Origin of the sequence: Streptomyces sp. NPDC101132, assembly GCF_044759225.1 — a bacterium.
Classification (GTDB): domain Bacteria; phylum Actinomycetota; class Actinomycetes; order Streptomycetales; family Streptomycetaceae; genus Streptomyces.
On sequence record NZ_JBIVYX010000007.1, the window covers coordinates 129,616 to 146,355 of the forward strand.

Sequence of the window (16,740 nt, forward strand, 5' to 3'; positions counted from 1 at the left end):
TGGACCTGGGCCACCCCCCCGGGTTCCCGCGGGTTGGGGCCGGGTTGGGGGGGGGGGCGGGGGGGGCGGCCCGGGGGGGGGGGGGGGGGGGGGGGGGCCCGGGGGGGGGGGGCCGCGGGGGCGGGCCCCGGGCGCCACCGCGCGGGAGTGCTAGCGCTGCGTGCGGGTGTGGACGTAGTCCACCAGGCGGGTCAGGGCGTCGGGGTCCGTGGTCGGGAGGACGCCGTGGCCGAGGTTGAAGACGTGGCCCTCCAGGCCGGCGGCCGCGGCCAGGACCTCGTCGGTCTTCTTCTCGACGGCCTCCGTCGTGGAAAAGAGGACGGCCGGGTCCAGGTTGCCCTGGAGCGCCTTGCCGGGGCCCACCCGGCGGGCGGCCTCGTCGAGGGCGACCCGGTAGTCGACGCCCACGACGTCCGCGCCGGCCTCGCCCATCAGGCCGAGCAGCTCGCCGGTGCCCACGCCGAAGTGGATGCGCGGGACGCCGTAGGAGGCGACGGACTCCAGGACCTTCGCCGACGCCGGCATCACTGCGCGGCGGTAGTCGGCCGGGGGCAGGGCGCCGACCCAGGAGTCGAAGAGCTGGACCGCGGAGGCGCCGGCCTCGATCTGGACCTTGAGGAAGGCGGAGGTGATCTCGGCGAGGCGGTCGACCAGGTCGGCCCAGAGCTGCGGGTCGCCGTACATGAGCGCCTTGGTGTGCTCGTGGTTGCGCGACGGGCCGCCCTCGACCAGGTAGCTCGCGAGGGTGAACGGCGCGCCGGCGAAGCCGATCAACGGCGTGCCGCCGAGTTCACCCGTGAGCATGCCGATGGCCTCGGTGACGTACGGGACGTCCTCGGGCGTCAGGTCGCGCAGCTGTGCGAGGTCGGCGCGGGAGCGGATCGGCTGGGCCACGACCGGGCCGACGCCCGGCTTGATGTCCAGGTCGATGCCGATGGCCTTGAGCGGGACCACGATGTCGCTGAAGAAGATCGCGGCGTCCACGCCGTGGCGGCGGACCGGCTGCAGCGTGATCTCGGTGACCAGGTCCGGGCGCATGCAGGATTCGAGCATCTGGGTGCCCTCGCGGACCCGGCGGTACTCGGGGAGTGAGCGGCCGGCCTGGCGCATGAACCACACGGGGGTGTGCGGTACGGGCTCGCGGCGGCACGCCTTCAGGAAGGCGGAATCGTACGTCTGGCTCTGCTGGCCCGCGGGCCGGTCAATGGCGCTCACGGTGCAAATCTTCGCACGTATGAAGAAGTGCCCGACCCGGGGCGGGTGTCCCTGCGCTGAACGGGGCCTCCTTCCGCCTAGTCTTCCCCGCATGGCTGCGGCTCAGGGACGATTTTCAGATGGCGCTGACGGTACTGACAGCGCGGAGGAGAGCTCCGTCCCGCTCCCGTTCCGGCGGGCGGTCGACGGCTTGCGGAAGGCGCGGCTGAGGCCGGGGATCGAGATCGACCCGACCAGACCGCCCAAGCGACTGGCCCCGCACGCCTACGCGCTGGAGGCGGCGGTGGTCGAGGACGACGAGGACCTGGCCGACGGCCGGCTGATCCTGCTGCACGACCCGGCCGGGCACGAGGCCTGGCACGGGACCTTCCGGCTGGTGACGCTCGTACGGGCCGAGCTGGAGCCGGAGATGGCGGCGGACCCGCTGCTGCCCGAGGTGTGCTGGTCCTGGCTGACCGGGGCGCTGGAGGCGCGCGGGCTGACCTACGGGGAGCCGAGCGGCACGGTGACCCGGGCCGGCTCGTACTACTTCGGAGGGCTGTCGGCCCGGAGACCGGCGACCCAGATCGAGATCAGGGCCTCGTGGACGCCGCGCGAGGGCGTGGGCGGGGTGCCGGACACGGCGTCCCACCTGTCGGCCTGGTGCGAGCTGCTGGCCCAGGTGGCCGGGCTGCCGCCGGCGGGCCCGGCGGACACGGCCGTGGTGTCCCTGCCACAGCGGCGCGGCCCGCACCACCCGTAGGAGTGGTCCGTCCGGCCGTGCGTGCGGGGCACGCGTGGCCGGGTCCGACCGCATCGGCGCGGCGGAGTGTCCCCCTTGCGGGGTTCTGATCACCCTACGATCGATCGCGCGTCCGAATTGCCCGAATTGTTACTCACCAAATCGTGATCATTCTCTAAAGCCGGGCGGGTGACGTGCCGAAGAGGTCAGTGACCATCCGCACGGTTCGCACCGGCTTCTTCCCCGAGCCGGCCGTCCCGCCACTCCCCAGGAGGCCTGGTGTCCGTTCTTCTCGAGCAGCCCGCAAGCCTGGTCGCCTACCGCCCGAACAAGCCGACGGCCATGGTCGTCGTGGCCGACCCGCGCGTCCGTTCCACCGTGACCCGCCATCTGTGGGCCCTCGGAGTACGTGACGTGATCGAGGCTTCGTCCATCGCGGAGGCCCGCCCCCGCGTCGGCAACCCGCGCGACATCTGCGTGGCCGACGTCCACCTGCCCGACGGTTCCGGGCTCACGCTGCTGTCCGAGACCCGCGCCGCGGGCTGGCCCAACGGCCTGGCCCTGTCCGCCGCCGACGACATCGGCGCCGTCCGCAACGCCCTCGCGGGCGGCGTCAAGGGTTACGTCGTCACCGGCACCCGCACCAACCTCGGCCTGCCCAGCCGCCCCGGCGCCGCCCCCATCGGCGCCGCGGCGGCCCGGATGCACCGCCGCCCCCCGGGTGCCCCGAGCCACCCGGGCGGCTACCGCGAGCTGTCCGGCCGCGAGGTCGAGGTGCTCCGCCTCGTCGCCGAGGGGCAGTCCAACAAGGCCATCGGCGTCTCGATGGGCCTGTCCGCCCTGACCGTCAAGTCCCACCTCGCCCGGATCGCCCGCAAGCTGGGCACCGGGGACCGGGCCGGGATGGTCGCGGTCGCCCTGCGGACCGGGATCATCCACTGACCCCCGGCTCCCGCACGACCGGCACGCCAACATCCGGCATAGGCCGGGCGAACGGCCGGACAACCGCTTCACACCACGACCGCGCCCGTCGACGGAACGTTCCGGCGACGGGCGCGCCGTATCCACGGATACCCTTGACAGGTGACCGACGCCCAAGAGACCACACGTGACGCGACCACACCGCGCACCACCACCGGGGGCGGCCCTCCGGACGACGTCGTTTCTGCCGATGGGCTGCCGATCCCGTTGCTCGAACCCCGCGAGGGGATCCCGCCGGTGGTCGCCGACCAGGACGGCCTGGACCGGGTGATCGCGGCCTTCGCCGCGGGTACCGGCCCGGTGGCCGTCGACGCCGAGCGCGCCTCCGGCTACCGCTACGGCCAGCGCGCGTACCTGGTGCAGCTGCGCCGCGAGGGCGCCGGCTCCGCGCTGGTCGACCCGGTCGGCTGCCCCGACCTGTCGGGGCTCGGCGAGGCGCTGTCCGGCACCGAGTGGATCCTGCACGCCGCCACGCAGGACCTGCCGTGCCTGCGGGAAATAGGCATGGTGCCCACCACGCTGTTCGACACCGAGCTGGCCGGACGGCTGGCCGGCTTCCCGCGGGTGGGCCTGGGCGCCATGGTCGAGAGCGTCCTCGGCTACGCCCTGGAGAAGGGCCACTCGGCCGTCGACTGGTCCACCCGCCCGCTGCCCGAGCCCTGGCTGCGCTACGCCGCGCTCGACGTGGAGCTGCTGGTGGACCTGCGGGACGCGCTGGAGAAGGAGCTGGACCGCCAGGGCAAGCTGGAGTGGGCCCGCCAGGAGTTCGACGCCATCGCCTCCGCCCCGCCGGCCCCGCCGCGCAAGGACCCCTGGCGCCGCACCTCCGGCATGCACAAGGTGCGCCGCCGCCGTCAGATGGCCGTGGTGCGGGAGCTGTGGAACACCCGCGACCGGATCGCGCAGCGCCGCGACGTCTCCCCCGGCAAGGTGCTGGGCGACGCGGCCATCGTCGAGGCGGCCCTCGCCCTGCCGCTGAACGTGCACGCGCTCGCCGCGCTGCCGGGCTACGGCCAGCGGATGGGACGGCGCCAGCTGGACCAGTGGATGGCGGCCGTGGACCGGGCCAAGGCCCTCCCCGACACCGAGCTGCCGCAGCCGGGCCAGACCCCCTCCGGTCCCCCGCCGCCGCGCTCCTGGGCGGAGAAGGACCCGGTCGCCGCGGCCCGGCTCTCGGCGGCACGGGCCGCCGTCTCCGCGCTGGCGGAGGAGCTGAACCTGCCGCAGGAGAACCTGATCACGCCGGACACGGTGCGCCGGCTGTGCTGGGAGCCCCCGCAGCGGGTGGACCCGGACACGGTGGCCGAGGCCCTCGCCGGCCACGGCGCCCGCCCCTGGCAGGTCGAGCAGGTGACCCCGGCCCTGGTCGGGGCGCTGACCTCCGCGCAGGCCTGACCCGGCGACGGACCCGCGACACCCCGAGAGCCCCCCGGCCATCCGTCCGGGGGGCTCTCGCATGGGGGCTCTCGCTTGGCGCTCGCTCGCTCGGGGGCGCCGGGGACTCCCCGGCCGGGGCGGCAGCCCCTACGGCACGGGCAGCGGCGTGACGTCGTCGTTGCCGTCCACGTGGAAGCTGCCCGTCTCCCTGCCGAACACCTTGCCGTGCTTGAGCCACTGCTTCGACATCGTGTGCAGTGTCGTCCGCCGGCCCTCCCAGGGCCACTGGTGGCTGGCGCAGGACACCTTGAACAGGAGCTTCCTCCCGCCCGGGACGGTCTTGTACAGCTCGGTGACCGACAGGCCCAGGGTGGTCACGGTCTTGTCCAGGTCGCCGTAGACGATGCACACCGGGACCTCGCCGCCCAGCACCCCGCGCAGCGGCACCGTCTGCTTGTTCCAGCCCCACCAGAAGGGCTGGCGCTGCCGGCTCACGCCCTCTGTCCGGCCGTCGGGCAGCACCTTGCCCCAGGTGCGCCCCTTGGTGTCGCTCGCCATGATCTCGGCCCAGACCAGGTCGACGAGGGCGTCGAGGTCGTCGCCGTGCTGGCCGGGGCAGTCCGCCCCGGCCTCGGCCTCCAGGGCCGCCTTCAGCCCCGCCTTCGTACCGAGGTTCATCGGGAACGGCGGGGTGTTCACCGGCATCGTGAACGGCGCACCGAACTCGGTCCCCGGGGCACTGGCCTGGCCGTCGGGCCGGAAGACCGGCGCCTGGAGGAACAGGCTGCGGACGTTCTCCTTGTGCTGGATGGCGTACGGGCCGAGCGCGAAGGCCGCGGCCGAGTTGCCGATCAGGTCCAGTCTGCCGACCCCGGGGTGCACCTCCGTCCTGATGTACTCGACGACCCGGTGGACCTCGTCCCAGTCGCTCTGCGAGTTGTTGAGCTGGAACTTGTATTCCGGCGCGCAGGGGGCCGTGAGCGGCAGGTTGGGGTCCGTCACCCGGCTGTGGTGTTGCGGGTTCGCGTTGCACGGTTTGTCCATCTTCGGGCGGGGCGAGCGGCCCATGCCCTGGAGGTCCATGACGAACACGTCGTAGCCGGCGTGCGCCAGCACGCGGGACCAGCTGTAGTCGCCGGTGCCGATGTCGTAGATCGCCAGGCCGGGCACCGTCCTGCCGTGCAGCATCAGGACGGCGCGGCGGTCCTCGATCGGGGTGCCCGGAGGGGTTCCGTCGTACTCGCGGACGAACAGGCTGACCAGCTCGTTCTCGTTCGCGGGGACGGTCGACTTGTGCTGGACGGCGTGGTCGGTGTGCTTGATGGGCATGCGGGACTCCGTTCCGTCGGCGGCCGCCCCGGGGCGGGCGGCCGGGCGCGCCCAGGATCCGGGCCGCGCGGCCGCCGGGTCCCGGGACGGGCCGGACGGCCGGCCGGGGACGACCCCTTCGGGGCGCGCGGCCGGTCCGATCGGTCGGCGCGCGGCGGGGGCGCGCGGCGATCGGGGCCCACCGTCCAGGTGTGACCTTCGCCGCTCCCGGGGCAGGGGCTGTGCACATTGGTTACCCGCAAGTAGCATGGGCGAGGTGAGCGCGCGCTCAGTCGCGGTGCGCGCTCCCGCGCAGCAGTGCCATCCCGCACCTGGAGGAGAGCCAACGTGCCTCGTACCGTCAGGGACGTCGTCTTCGTCGACGGCGTCCGCACCCCGTTCGGCAAGGCGGGCCCGAAGGGCATCTACCACGAGACCCGCGCCGACGACCTCGTCGTGAAGGCGATCCGGGAGCTGCTGCGCCGCAACCCGGACCTCGACCCCAAGAAGATCGACGAGGTCGCGATCGCCGCGACCACGCAGATCGGCGACCAGGGCCTGACCCTCGGCCGCACCGCGGGCATCCTCGCGGGCCTGCCGCAGTCCGTCCCGGGCTACTCGATCGACCGCATGTGCGCCGGCGCGCTCACCGCCGTCACCGCGGTCGCCGGCTCGGTGGCCTTCGGTGCGTACGACGTCGCCATCGCGGGCGGTGTCGAGCACATGGGCCGCCACCCCATGGGCGAGGGCGTGGACCCGAACCCGCGCTTCGTCTCCGAGAAGCTCGTCGACGAGTCGGCCCTCTTCATGGGCATGACCGCCGAGAACCTGCACGACCGCTACCCGACCATCACCAAGCAGCGCGCCGACGAGTACGCCGTGCGCTCGCAGGAGAAGGCCGCCAAGGCGTACGCGGACGGCAAGATCCAGCCCGACCTGGTGCCGATCTCGGTCCGCCGCACCAACCCCGAGGCCGGCGAGACGGGCTGGGGCCTGGTCACCGCCGACGAGCCGATGCGCCCGGGCACCACCCTGGAGTCGCTGGCCAACCTGAAGACCCCGTTCCGTACGCACGGCCGGGTCACCGCGGGCAACGCGGCCGGTCTGAACGACGGCGCCACCGCCTCGCTCATCGCGTCCGAGGACTTCGCGCGGGCCAACAACCTGCCGGTCAAGATGCGCCTGGTCTCCTACGCCTTCACCGGCGTGGAGCCGGAGGTCATGGGCTACGGCCCGATCCCGGCCACCGAGAAGGCGCTGGCCCAGGCCGGCCTGTCGATCTCCGACATCGGCCTGTTCGAGATCAACGAGGCCTTCGCCGTGCAGGTGCTGGCCTTCCTGGAGCACTACGGCATCGCCGACGACGACGCCCGCGTGAACCAGTACGGCGGCGCCATCGCCTTCGGCCACCCGCTCGCCTCCTCCGGCGTCCGCCTGATGACGCAGCTGGCCCGCCAGTTCGAGGAGCAGCCGCACGTCCGCTACGGCCTGACCACCATGTGCGTGGGCTTCGGCATGGGCGCGACGGTCATCTGGGAGAACCCGCACTTCGAGGGAGACGACAAGTGAGCACCACCGCTGAGCTCCTGAAGGGCGCGGCCGAGCTGTTCCCGGACGAGGTCGTCACGCAGGCGCACGTCCGCCACCTCGACCTGCCGTACGGCGCGGGCCGCTTCGCCCTGATCACGCTGGACAACGGCTTCGACCACACCAAGCCGACCACCTTCGGCCCGCAGTCCCTCGCCAACCTGAACACGGCGCTGGACCAGGTCGAGAAGGAGGCCGCCGAGGGCTCCATCGTCGCTGCGGGTCTGACCGGCAAGCCGTTCATCTTCGCGGTCGGCGCCGATCTCAAGGGCGTCGAGCTGCTGAAGAAGCACGAGGAGGCCCTGGCCATCGGCAAGGGCGGCCACGACGTCTTCAAGCGCCTCGCGGCCCTGGCCGTCCCCACCTTCGCGTACTACAACGGCGCGGCGATGGGCGGCGGTGTCGAGGCCGGTCTGCACTGCACGTACCGCACGGTCTCCCGCGCGCTCCCCGCGTTCTCGCTGCCCGAGGTCTTCCTCGGCCTCGTCCCCGGCTGGGGCGGCTGCACGATCCTGCCGAACCTGATCGGCGCGGAGAAGGCGGTCTCGGTGATCATCGAGAACTCGCTGAACCAGAACAAGCAGCTCAAGGGCCAGCAGGTCTTCGACCTGGGCATCGCGGACGCCGCGTTCGACGGCGCCGACTTCCTGGAGCAGTCGCTGCTGTGGACCGCGAAGGTCCTCAAGGGCGAGACCGAGGTCGTCCGCCCCGAGATCGACCGCGGCGAGGGCTGGGACGCGGCCGTCGCCAAGGGCCGCGCCATCGCGGACTCCAAGGTGCACGGCGCCGCCCCGGCCGCCTACCGCGCCCTCGACATCATCGAGGCGGCCAAGGACGGCGACCTCCAGAAGGGCTTCGACGCCGAGGACACCGCGCTCGCGGACCTCATCATGGGCGGCGAGCTGCGCTCCGGCATCTACGCCTTCAACCTGGTCCAGAAGCGCGCCAAGCGCCCGGCCGGTGCCCCGGACAAGTCCCTGGCCCGCCCGGTCACCAAGGTCGGCGTCGTCGGCGCGGGTCTGATGGCCTCGCAGCTGGCGCTGCTCTTCCTGCGCCGCCTGGAGGTGCCGGTGGTCCTCACCGACATCGACCAGGAGCGCGTGGACAAGGGCGTGGGCTACGTCCACGCCGAGATCGAGAAGCTGCTCGGCAAGGGCCGCATCAACCAGGACAAGGCCAACCGCCTCAAGGGCCTGGTCAGCGGTGTCCTGGACAAGGCCGAGGGCTTCGCGGACGCGGACTTCATCATCGAGGCCGTGTTCGAGGAGATGACGGTCAAGCAGAAGGTGTTCGCGGAGGTCGAGGCGGTCGCCCCGGCGCACGCGATCCTCGCCACCAACACCTCCTCGCTGTCGGTGTCGGAGATGGCCTCCAAGCTCCGGCACCCGGAGCGCGTGGTCGGCTTCCACTTCTTCAACCCCGTCGCGATCCTCCCGCTCCTGGAGATCGTCCGCGGCGAGCAGACCGACGACGCCTCCCTGGCCACCGCCTTCGGCGTCGCCAAGAAGCTGAAGAAGACCGCGGTCCTCACCAAGGACGCCCCGGCGTTCGTCGTGAACCGCATCCTCACCCGCTTCATGGGCGAGATCCAGAACGTCATCGACGAGGGCACCCCGGTCGTCACGGCGGAGAAGGCCATCGAGCCGCTCGGCCTGCCGATGTCCCCGCTGGTGCTCCTGGAGCTCGTGGGCCCGGCCATCGGCCTGCACGTCTCCGAGACCCTGAACCGCGCCTTCCCGGAGCGCTTCACGGTCTCCCCCAACCTGAAGGCGGTCGTCGAGGCCGGCAAGCGCGGCTTCTACGTGTACAACGCGGAGAACGGCTTCAAGCCGGAGCTGGACCCCGAGGTCGCCGCGCTCCTCAAGCAGGGCGACTCCGTCCTGACCGAGGAGCAGGTGCGCGACCGCGTCCTGGACGCCGTCGCGCAGGAGATCGGCCTGATGCTGGAGGAGGGTGTCGTGGCCGAGGCCCAGGACATCGACCTCTGCCTGATCACCGGCGCCGGCTGGCCCTTCCACCTGGGCGGCATCACGCCGTACCTGGACCGCGAGGGCGTGTCGGAGCGCGTGAACGGCAAGAAGTTCCTGGCCCCGGGCCTGGCGAGCGTCCCCGCCTGAGCCTGAACGGTGCCGCCCGGCTGCCCGTCCGTGGAACCGCCACGGACGGGCAGCCGTCTTTCCGGGCGGCGTACGGGATCTTCCCGGCCGCCGTGCGGGATCCGGCGGGGTGCCCGTACCGGATCGGGGCGTGCTGCCGACCGGGGCGACGTACCGGCCCCGGGGGCGACGTACCGGATTGGGCGTCCGTCCCGGGGCGTGGAAGAATGCCCGGTCCCGCACCCACCAGGACACCTGGTGCCACGTCAACCCGAGGCGGAAGGACGCCCCATGCACCGGCCGCGCACCCGGCTGTCCCGCCGCGCGCTCCTGCTGACCGGCGGCTCGGCCGCCGTCGCGGTCTCCGGCGGACTGCTGGCCGGCCGGCTGGCCGGCGGCCCGGAGGAGTCCTCCCGCGTCGGGGTGTTCGACGCGGCCGACACCGGCGAGGTGCTGGCCCCCACCCGCCTCGCCCAGACCACCGTCGCCCAGTCCTTCGCCTTCGACGACACCCGCGGCGAGGTGTACGCCGTCCAGCTCGTCCAGGGCGGCCTGCGCCTGCCGGGCGAGCGGGAACGTTTCTCCAGCGAGGTGCGGGCCCGCAGCGGCGATCTCTGCGTCACCCGGGTCCCGGCCGACGGCGGCGACCTCCAGCACATGGTCCTGCGCGGCTTCGGGCACGGCGTCTCGATGGGCGTCCAGCCCACCCGCAGCGGCGTGTGGCTGTGGACCGAGTCGGACGCCGACCCCACGACCGGGTACGGGCGGGCCGTGGCCCGGATCCCCTTCGAGCCCGGCGCCGTGCTGGACAGCGACGACCCGGCGGTCCGTCACCACCGGCCGGTCCCCGGCTCGTTCGCGAACCAGCCGGTCTACGACGCCGTCGAGCACCGCGTGATGGTCGCCTACCAGACCGCGCGGAAGCCCGACCGGCAGTGGTACGCCGTCTACCCCGCGGACTCCTTCGCCGCCGGGCGGTACGAGGAGCTGTACGCGGTCCGCCAGGCGGGCCGGAAGCCGGACGAGACCTTCCAGGGCTGCGCGCTGTACGGCGACCACGTGTACCAGGTGACGGGCAACGAGTACACGGACGGCGAGGGCGGCAACCCGCGCTCGTCCGGGGGCAACACCGTGCTGTCGGCCGTCGACCTGCGCACCGGCCGGGTCGACGGCCGCGCTCCGGTCGCCGCCGCGCTCTCGCTGCCCTACCGGGAGCCCGAGGGGCTGGCGGTACGGGTGACGGACCGCCCCCGGCTCTGCGTGGGCTTCGCGACCGGCGACTCCGGCGACCGCAGGCTCACCGTCCACGCCTTCGGCCCGGCGGGCACCTGACCGGGAGCCCGACGTCACCCGCGGTCAGCCCTGCGACTCCGCACGGCGTCCGAAAGCGGCCGCATCGGGTATGACGAGCAGTTTGCCGGTGGTGCGCCGGGCCTCCAGGTCGCTGTGGGCCCGGGCGGCCTCGGACAGGGCGTAGCGGCCCGTCACGGTGACCTCCAGCGCCTCGGAGCGCACCCACTCGAACACATCGGCGGCCCGTCGGAGCAGTTCGGACCGGTCGGCGATGAAGTCCCCGAGGCTGGGCCGGATCAGGGTCAGCGAACCGCCGTGGGCGAGCCGCATCGGATCGAACGGCGGCACGGCACCACTGGCCGCGCCGAAGAGCACGAGGTGGCCGCGGGCTCGCAGGCTGGCGAGGCTCGCGTCGAAGGTGTGCGCGCCCACGCCGTCGAAGACGACCGGCAGCCCCTGACCGCCGTTGAGCCGCCTCACCTCGGCGGCGAGATCGTCGACCGCGGAGGAGAGGATCACCTCGGCGGCCCCGGCACGCTTCGCCAGCTCGGCCTTCGCCGGGGTCGACGTCGTGCCGATCACCCTGCCGCCGAGATGGGTGACGAGCTGGGTCAGCAGCAGCCCCATGCCACCGGCGGCCGCGTGCACGAGCACCGTGTCGCCCGCCTGGACCGGGTAGGCGTCCGTGACGAGGTAGTGCGCGGTCATGCCCTGCAGGAGCACGGCGGCGGCTGTCTCGAAGCCGATGTCGTCGGGCAGCGGAACCAGCCGGGAGGAGTCCACGACGGCCCGCTCGGCGTACGTGCCGGGAACCTCCACCCAGCCGACCCGGTCCCCCACCGCGACGTCGGCGACGCCGGGTCCGACGTCGACCACGGTGCCGGCGCCCTCGGCGCCCGGGGTGAAGGGCAGCGGGAGGCCGTACCGGCCTTCGCGGTGGTAGACGTCGAGGAAGTTGACCCCGGATGCGGCGACCTCCACGACCGCCTCGCCCGGCCCCGGCCGCGGCTGCTCCACCTCGGCCTCCCGCAGCACCTCGGGACCGCCCACTTCGTACACCTGAATCGCTCGCATGACCCCTCCGGTAACGGCTCACCCCCGTCAACCCCGATGATCGCGATCCGATTCCCGGCGAGCCGGCCTCGCGCCGGGCCGGGACCGCGGTCCGGGTGCGAAACGGGGGTCCGGTACGCGGCGGGGCTGTGGGCCGGCCGGCGCCGCCGGGCTCAGGCGCCGGGCAGCGGGCGCCGGTCGGAGACCTCCAGGGTCAGGTTGCCGGCCTTGGTGGCGTACAGGTGGCAGACGGGCTCCAGGCCCATGGCGTCGACGGGGCCGACGACGACGCCCTGCCGGGTGCGGTCGGTCACCGCGTCGCCGCGCGAGGAGCCCAGCCGCACCTCCTTCGCGACCCCCTGGAAGGAGACGGAGAGGAAGACGTCCCACAGGCCCCCGGTGATGGGCCGGTGCCCGTCGGCGGTCGACAGGTCGATGCGCGCCTCCCAGGAGGCGAGCCCGCGCTCGATCTTCGGCGAGGCCGCCTTCAGCTTGGGCGAGTCGAACGCGAAGGTGCGGAAGCGCAGTTCGGCGCCGGTGCGGCGTTCGCGGAGCACGACCCGGGTGTTCGGGTCCCGGGTCGGCAGCTGCTCGATGTAGGCGGTGCCCAGCAGCTGGAGGGTGGCGTCCGTCCAGGCCACCTTGGTGAGCTGGTGCCTGGCGCGCAGGGTGTGGGTGATCTCGTACCGGTCGTCGGGGACGCCCACGTCCGGGTCGCGGAAGTAGGGGTAGGTCCGGAAGACCCGCCCGTCCTCGATGGTCTGCTCGGGCTTCTCCTTGTCGAGTTCGTACGCGACGAGCCGCTCGGCCTCGGCGAACCGGCCCCGCCTGATCAGCTCCAGGCGGACGGAGAGCGGCCGCGGCAGCTTGGCGAAGACGCCCGGGGTGCCGTACGCCTCCAGCAGCTCGCGGCACTCGGACATGACCTGCCAGCGCAGCTCGGTGTCCTTGCTCGCGCGGTACGGGGCGCCGGTGGCCTTGCCGAGCTCCAGCTCGAAGTGGCGGGCCATCACGTGGTCGCGGCCGGGGCCCGGCGGGACCCGTTCGGCCACCATCTGCACGAGCTGCCGGGTGATGGCCATGCGGTCGGCGAGGGAGCCGCCGAACCGGGAGGCGTTGACCCCGGCGACCCGGCGGGCCTGCTGGACGCAGACGGTGTCCGCCACGACCGAGACGCGGTCGGCGTACAGGTACGCGAGGGCGGTGAAGGCGACCTCCTCGCCGAGCCGCCAGTCGGCGGGGAAGCGCAGGAAGCAGCGCTCGACCAGGCTGCGGCGGAACAGCTTGTCGGGGCTGAGGGACCAGTAGACGCGGGAGGCGAAGACGTCCGCGTCGGCCGTGTTGCGGGCGAACATCGACGTGCCGACCTTCTGGCCGTCCAGGCCGGCGACCTTGCCGAGCACGATGTCGGCCTCGTTCTGGTCGGCGGTGGCGACCATCCGGCGCAGGGCGCCGGGGGTGAGCCGGTCGGTGCCGCTGAGGAAGAACAGGTGGCGTCCGGTGGCCTGTTCGATGCCGGTGTTGCGGGCTTCGGCGGGCGTCTCGGAGGGCGGGAGGGCGGCGAACCGGAGGAGGCCGGGGTACTGGGCGGCCCACTGCTGGAGCAGTTCGCGGGAGCCGTCCTGGGAGCCCCGGTCGAAGGCCAGCACCTCGACGCGGAAGCCCTCCTCGGCCTGGGCCAGCACCGAGGTGAGGCAGTCTGCGAGGCCGGGCAGGGCGTTCGCCGCGTCGATGACGACGCTGACGTCGGGCTGGTCCTGGGGGGTCACGGTGCGGTTCACCACTCTTCGTCGCGTACGGGGGCCTGGGCGGCCGGGGTCCGGGGCCGGCGGCGGGCGGGGCCGGTCAGCCGGTGCGGGATTCGGGCGGCCAGGGCAGCTCGCCGATGATCTTCGGCTGGCGCCAGGGCAGGTGGGCGGTGGTGCCCGCGCCGTTCGCGCCGGGCGGGGTCAGCAGGCCGGGGGTGGCCGACAGGTCGCCGACGTACACCACGACCTGGCCCTCGGCCGTCTCGCCGTGCGGGGACCTGACGGTGTAGGCGAAGCCGTCGTACCCCTGGGCGCCGGGCGCGGCCTGGTAGGCGAGGACGCCCTCGGGGGTGACCGAGACGGTGCCGTGGCGCGCCTGGCCGTGGCCGGTGAGGACGGTGCCCGGGGGCAGGCCCTGGCGCGGGTCGAGCAGGGCGGGCAGGTGGGCGGCGTGCGGGGCGACGTTCAGGGCGCGCCCGGGTACGTGGAACCGGCGGATGCGTACGCCGAGGTCGGCCAGCGGCTCGGTGCGGACCGGCTTGCGGGGCTCCTCGCCGGGCACGGCGGCGGCGATGGCCGGGCGCAGCACGGGTTCGGCGGTCTCCGGCCGGATCCGCAGGGTGAGGTAGCCGGTCTCGGCGGCGCCGCCCTGGGCGCGTACCCGGTAGGTCCGGCGCTCGGGGAGGTACTCGACGCCCTGGACGGCGAGGACCTCGGCGGCCTCGCCGAAGCCGAAGGGGCGGGTGTCGAGGTAGCCGTAGGCGTGGCGGGCGCCGGGGGCGGCCTGGACGGTGAGCGCGAGGCGCAGGGTCTGGCCGGGGGCGGCGGTGGCGGCCGGGTGGACCTCGGAGTGGACGGCGGCGACGGCGGAGTTGCCGGGCCGGCCGGGTTCGGCCACCTTGACGACCGTGAGCAGGTAGGTCACTTCATCACTCCCGGCTTGGCGACCCCGGGGCCGCTGGGCGCGCGGACGGCGCCGGCGACCCGGGCCCTGGCGTCCTCGGTGGGCGGGGCGACGCGCTCCTTGGCGCGCCGGTCGGACTCGGCGACGGAGACCCAGCCCATCTCGTCGGCGGTGAACTCCGTGCGGTCGAGTCCGGTCACCTGGTGGGCGGGGATCAGCCCCTGGTCGCGCATGGCGCGGGCGATGAACCGGGCGAACTCGGTGCAGCCCTCGGCGCGGCAGTGGGTGTCGTCCCAGCCCTTGATGTTGGCGAGCGGGTTCTCGTACTGGCGCAGGTGGGTGAAGAGGTCCTTGCTCACGTCGGGGCCGAGGGCCTCCCACCACTCCAGGCTCTGGGCGTAGAGGTCGATGAGCGGGGTGGAGGTGTCGGCGGCCACCTCGCGCATCGCCATCGGGTAGGTGGTGATGTAGCGGATGAGGTTGTCGTGCTTGTCGAACTTCCGCCGCTCGTGCGTCATCACCAGGACGGGGTGGGCCTGGTGCTCGCGGGTGAGCTGGACCATGGCCTTCAGGTAGAGCTGGTAGTCGGCGTGCGGGCCGGCGTACAGCCCCTTGCCCGGCTTGTAGTCGACCTGGCCGAACGTGATGATCACGTAGTCGCCGGGGCTGACGTTGTTCAGGATCCACTGGAACCGGCCGCGGTCGAAGAAGCTCATCGAACTGGCGCCGGCGCGGGCGCAGTTGACGACCTCGACGTCGGGCGTGAAGAACAGCTGGAGCATCTGGCCCCAGCCCGCCATCGGCAGGTAGTCCACCCCGCGGGTGATCACCGTGGAGTCGCCCGCGAGGAAGATCCGCCGCCGGGTGCCGCCGTGCCCCTGCATCGCCGTCATCGCGCTCAGACCCCCTCGGTGTCCCCTGCGCCGGCGTCGCCCTCGTCGCCCTTGGCGAAGGCGTCGGCGAGGTCGCCCTCGGGCACGGCCACCGTCTTGAAGGGGTCCTGCCGGCGTACGTCGATGACGTGGCCGGTGAGCTGCGAGATGAGCACGTCGACCGAGGTGCGGGCGACCGACTCGGAGGTGAGCAGCGAGTCCACGGGCTCGTCGCCGAAGGCCTTGGTGCGCATCGGGGTGCGGGTGCGCTCGGGGTTGACGCAGTTGACGCGGATGCCGTCGGCGGCCCACTCGTCGGCCAGGGCCTGGGTGAGGTTGACGGTGGCGGCCTTGGCGGAGGAGTAGAGGCTGTAGCCGGCGCGGCCGCGGGTGTAGCTGCTGGAGGTGTAGAGCAGCAGCTGGCCGCGGGTCCGGGCGAGGTACTGGTGGGAGGCGCGGGCGATGTGGACCGGGGCGAGGTAGTTGACGAGCGTGGCGCTCTCGATGGTCGCGTGGTCGGTCTCGGCGAGCTTGCCGGTGCGCAGCACGCCGGCGGTGTTGACGACGTAGTCGATGCGGCCGGCGCTCTCGTACGCCTCGGCGAGGGCCTTCTCGACGTGGGTGGGGTCCTCGACGAAGGTGCCGGTGCCGGAGCGGCTGAAGCGGAAGACGGTGGCGCCGTAGGACTCGGCGAAGTCGGCTATGTCGGCGCCGATGCCGTAGCTGGCGCCGAAGACGACGAGCGCCTTGCCCTGGAGGGCGGCGCGGTAGGTGTCGTCGTCGCCGTGGGCGGGCGCGGCCTGGTGGGCCAGCTGGAAGAACTTGTCGGCGATGAAGATGTCGACCGGGTGGGTGACCTTCATGTTGTGCTCCTCGCCCTCGACGACGTGCACGGGCACGTCGGGGAGGTAGCGCAGGACCACGGAGCAGTCGTCGGTGGCCTCGAAGTTCGGGTCGCCGGCGGCCACCGCGTAGGCGCGGCGGATGGTGGAGAGCAGGAAGGCCTGGGGGGTCTGGCCGCGGCGCAGCCGGGAGCGGTCCGGGATGTCCGTGATGAACTCGCCGTCCTCGCCGTGGGTGCGGGTGACGATGATGGTGTCGGCCGAGGGGATGGCGACGTCGACGGCCTCGTACTTGTCGAGGGCGGCGACGCAGTCGTCGATGACCCGCTGCGAGAGCAGGGGGCGGACGGCGTCGTGGAAGAGGACCTTCGGGTCGGCCTCGCCCTCGGCGAGCCCGGCCGAGATGGCGTCGATGGCACGGCAGGTGGTCTCGTTGCGGGTGGTGCCGCCGGCGATGACGCGGCTGACCTTCCGCAGGCCGGCCGCGGCGACGATGGCCTCGACGTCGGCCACGTAGTCGGGGTGCATCACGACCATCACCTCGTCGACCGAGGCGGTCTCCTCGAAGACGGCGAGGGTGTGTTCCAGGATGGTGCGCCCGGCGATCTTGACGAGCTGCTTGGGGATGGCGAGACCGACCCGCTGGCCGGTGCCGCCCGCGAGGACGACTGCGATCGTTCGGGCAGTGAGGGACAAGACGACTCCTCGGCTCTGCTGTTCTGGGAAGGGGTGGGCGCCGGCGT

13 protein-coding genes are annotated in these 16,740 nt (G+C 73.1%); 6 read left to right on the top strand and 7 right to left on the bottom strand.

Annotation, left to right across the window (positions count from 1 at the left end; all coding sequences use genetic code 11):
• Positions 1–150: 150 nt before the first annotated feature.
• Positions 151–1,215, bottom strand: coding sequence for a uroporphyrinogen decarboxylase (gene hemE, locus ACIQUR_RS17990; RefSeq protein ID WP_403665084.1), 1,065 nt, complete (start codon positions 1,213–1,215; stop codon positions 151–153).
• 91 nt (positions 1,216–1,306) lie between these two features.
• On the opposite strand from hemE, the gene ACIQUR_RS17995 reads away from it, so the two are divergent.
• The 3 genes from ACIQUR_RS17995 (at position 1,307) to ACIQUR_RS18005 (ending at position 4,312) form a co-directional block, all read left to right on the top strand.
• Positions 1,307–1,957: a DUF3000 domain-containing protein gene (locus ACIQUR_RS17995; RefSeq protein WP_403665086.1), complete on the top strand. Its 651-nt coding sequence runs from the start codon at positions 1,307–1,309 to the stop codon at positions 1,955–1,957.
• Positions 1,958–2,215: 258 nt separating this feature from the next.
• Positions 2,216–2,878 (top strand): LuxR C-terminal-related transcriptional regulator, encoded by a 663-nt coding sequence (locus ACIQUR_RS18000; protein ID WP_399952367.1) that lies wholly within the window; start codon positions 2,216–2,218, stop codon positions 2,876–2,878.
• A gap of 141 nt (positions 2,879–3,019) precedes the next feature.
• Complete coding sequence (locus ACIQUR_RS18005; protein ID WP_403665088.1) at positions 3,020–4,312, top strand: HRDC domain-containing protein; 1,293 nt, start codon at positions 3,020–3,022, stop codon at positions 4,310–4,312.
• A gap of 129 nt (positions 4,313–4,441) precedes the next feature.
• Here ACIQUR_RS18005 and ACIQUR_RS18010 read toward each other — a convergent pair whose 3' ends face one another.
• On the bottom strand, positions 4,442–5,623 hold the full coding sequence (locus tag ACIQUR_RS18010) for an alpha/beta hydrolase (RefSeq protein WP_403665090.1): 1,182 nt from the start codon (positions 5,621–5,623) through the stop codon (positions 4,442–4,444).
• 327 nt (positions 5,624–5,950) lie between these two features.
• Between ACIQUR_RS18010 and ACIQUR_RS18015 the strand changes: the two genes are divergently transcribed.
• The 3 genes from ACIQUR_RS18015 (at position 5,951) to ACIQUR_RS18025 (ending at position 10,617) form a co-directional block, all read left to right on the top strand.
• Positions 5,951–7,171: a thiolase family protein gene (locus ACIQUR_RS18015; RefSeq protein WP_403665092.1), complete on the top strand. Its 1,221-nt coding sequence runs from the start codon at positions 5,951–5,953 to the stop codon at positions 7,169–7,171.
• Entirely contained in the window at positions 7,168–9,306 is a 2,139-nt protein-coding gene (locus tag ACIQUR_RS18020) for a 3-hydroxyacyl-CoA dehydrogenase NAD-binding domain-containing protein (RefSeq protein WP_403665094.1), read from the top strand. The genes ACIQUR_RS18015 and ACIQUR_RS18020 overlap by 4 nt, the downstream gene beginning before the upstream one ends.
• A 270-nt stretch (positions 9,307–9,576) precedes the next feature.
• The gene (locus ACIQUR_RS18025) at positions 9,577–10,617 is read left to right on the top strand and encodes a signaling protein (protein WP_403665096.1); all 1,041 of its coding nucleotides are present in this window, start codon (positions 9,577–9,579) and stop codon (positions 10,615–10,617) included.
• A gap of 24 nt (positions 10,618–10,641) precedes the next feature.
• Here ACIQUR_RS18025 and ACIQUR_RS18030 read toward each other — a convergent pair whose 3' ends face one another.
• From ACIQUR_RS18030 to ACIQUR_RS18050, 5 genes are all read right to left on the bottom strand, one after another.
• Positions 10,642–11,652, bottom strand: coding sequence for a quinone oxidoreductase family protein (locus ACIQUR_RS18030; RefSeq protein ID WP_403665098.1), 1,011 nt, complete (start codon positions 11,650–11,652; stop codon positions 10,642–10,644).
• Between the two features lie 152 nt (positions 11,653–11,804).
• A complete protein-coding gene (locus tag ACIQUR_RS18035; RefSeq protein WP_403665100.1) occupies positions 11,805–13,412 on the bottom strand; it encodes a glycosyltransferase family 2 protein in 1,608 nt (535 codons plus the stop codon).
• Between the two features lie 64 nt (positions 13,413–13,476).
• The gene (locus ACIQUR_RS18040; protein WP_403665102.1) at positions 13,477–14,304 is read right to left on the bottom strand and encodes an Ig-like domain-containing protein; all 828 of its coding nucleotides are present in this window, start codon (positions 14,302–14,304) and stop codon (positions 13,477–13,479) included.
• Positions 14,301–15,176, bottom strand: coding sequence for a rhamnogalacturonan acetylesterase (locus tag ACIQUR_RS18045; protein ID WP_403665103.1), 876 nt, complete (start codon positions 15,174–15,176; stop codon positions 14,301–14,303). The genes ACIQUR_RS18040 and ACIQUR_RS18045 overlap by 4 nt, the downstream gene beginning before the upstream one ends.
• A 5-nt stretch (positions 15,177–15,181) precedes the next feature.
• On the bottom strand, positions 15,182–16,693 hold the full coding sequence (locus ACIQUR_RS18050; protein WP_403665105.1) for an SDR family NAD(P)-dependent oxidoreductase: 1,512 nt from the start codon (positions 16,691–16,693) through the stop codon (positions 15,182–15,184).
• Between the last annotated feature and the right edge of the window lie 47 nt (positions 16,694–16,740).

Excerpts from the sequence above, each read along its gene's own strand:
- ACIQUR_RS18045 (WP_403665103.1), bottom strand. The coding sequence starts at position 15,176 with ATGACGGCGATGCAGGGGCACGGCGGCACCCGGCGGCGGATCTTCCTC.
- ACIQUR_RS18030 (WP_403665098.1), bottom strand. The coding sequence starts at position 11,652 with ATGCGAGCGATTCAGGTGTACGAAGTGGGCGGTCCCGAGGTGCTGCGG.
- ACIQUR_RS17995 (WP_403665086.1), top strand. The coding sequence starts at position 1,307 with ATGGCTGCGGCTCAGGGACGATTTTCAGATGGCGCTGACGGTACTGAC.
- ACIQUR_RS18025 (WP_403665096.1), top strand. The coding sequence starts at position 9,577 with ATGCACCGGCCGCGCACCCGGCTGTCCCGCCGCGCGCTCCTGCTGACC.
- ACIQUR_RS18010 (WP_403665090.1), bottom strand. The coding sequence starts at position 5,623 with ATGCCCATCAAGCACACCGACCACGCCGTCCAGCACAAGTCGACCGTC.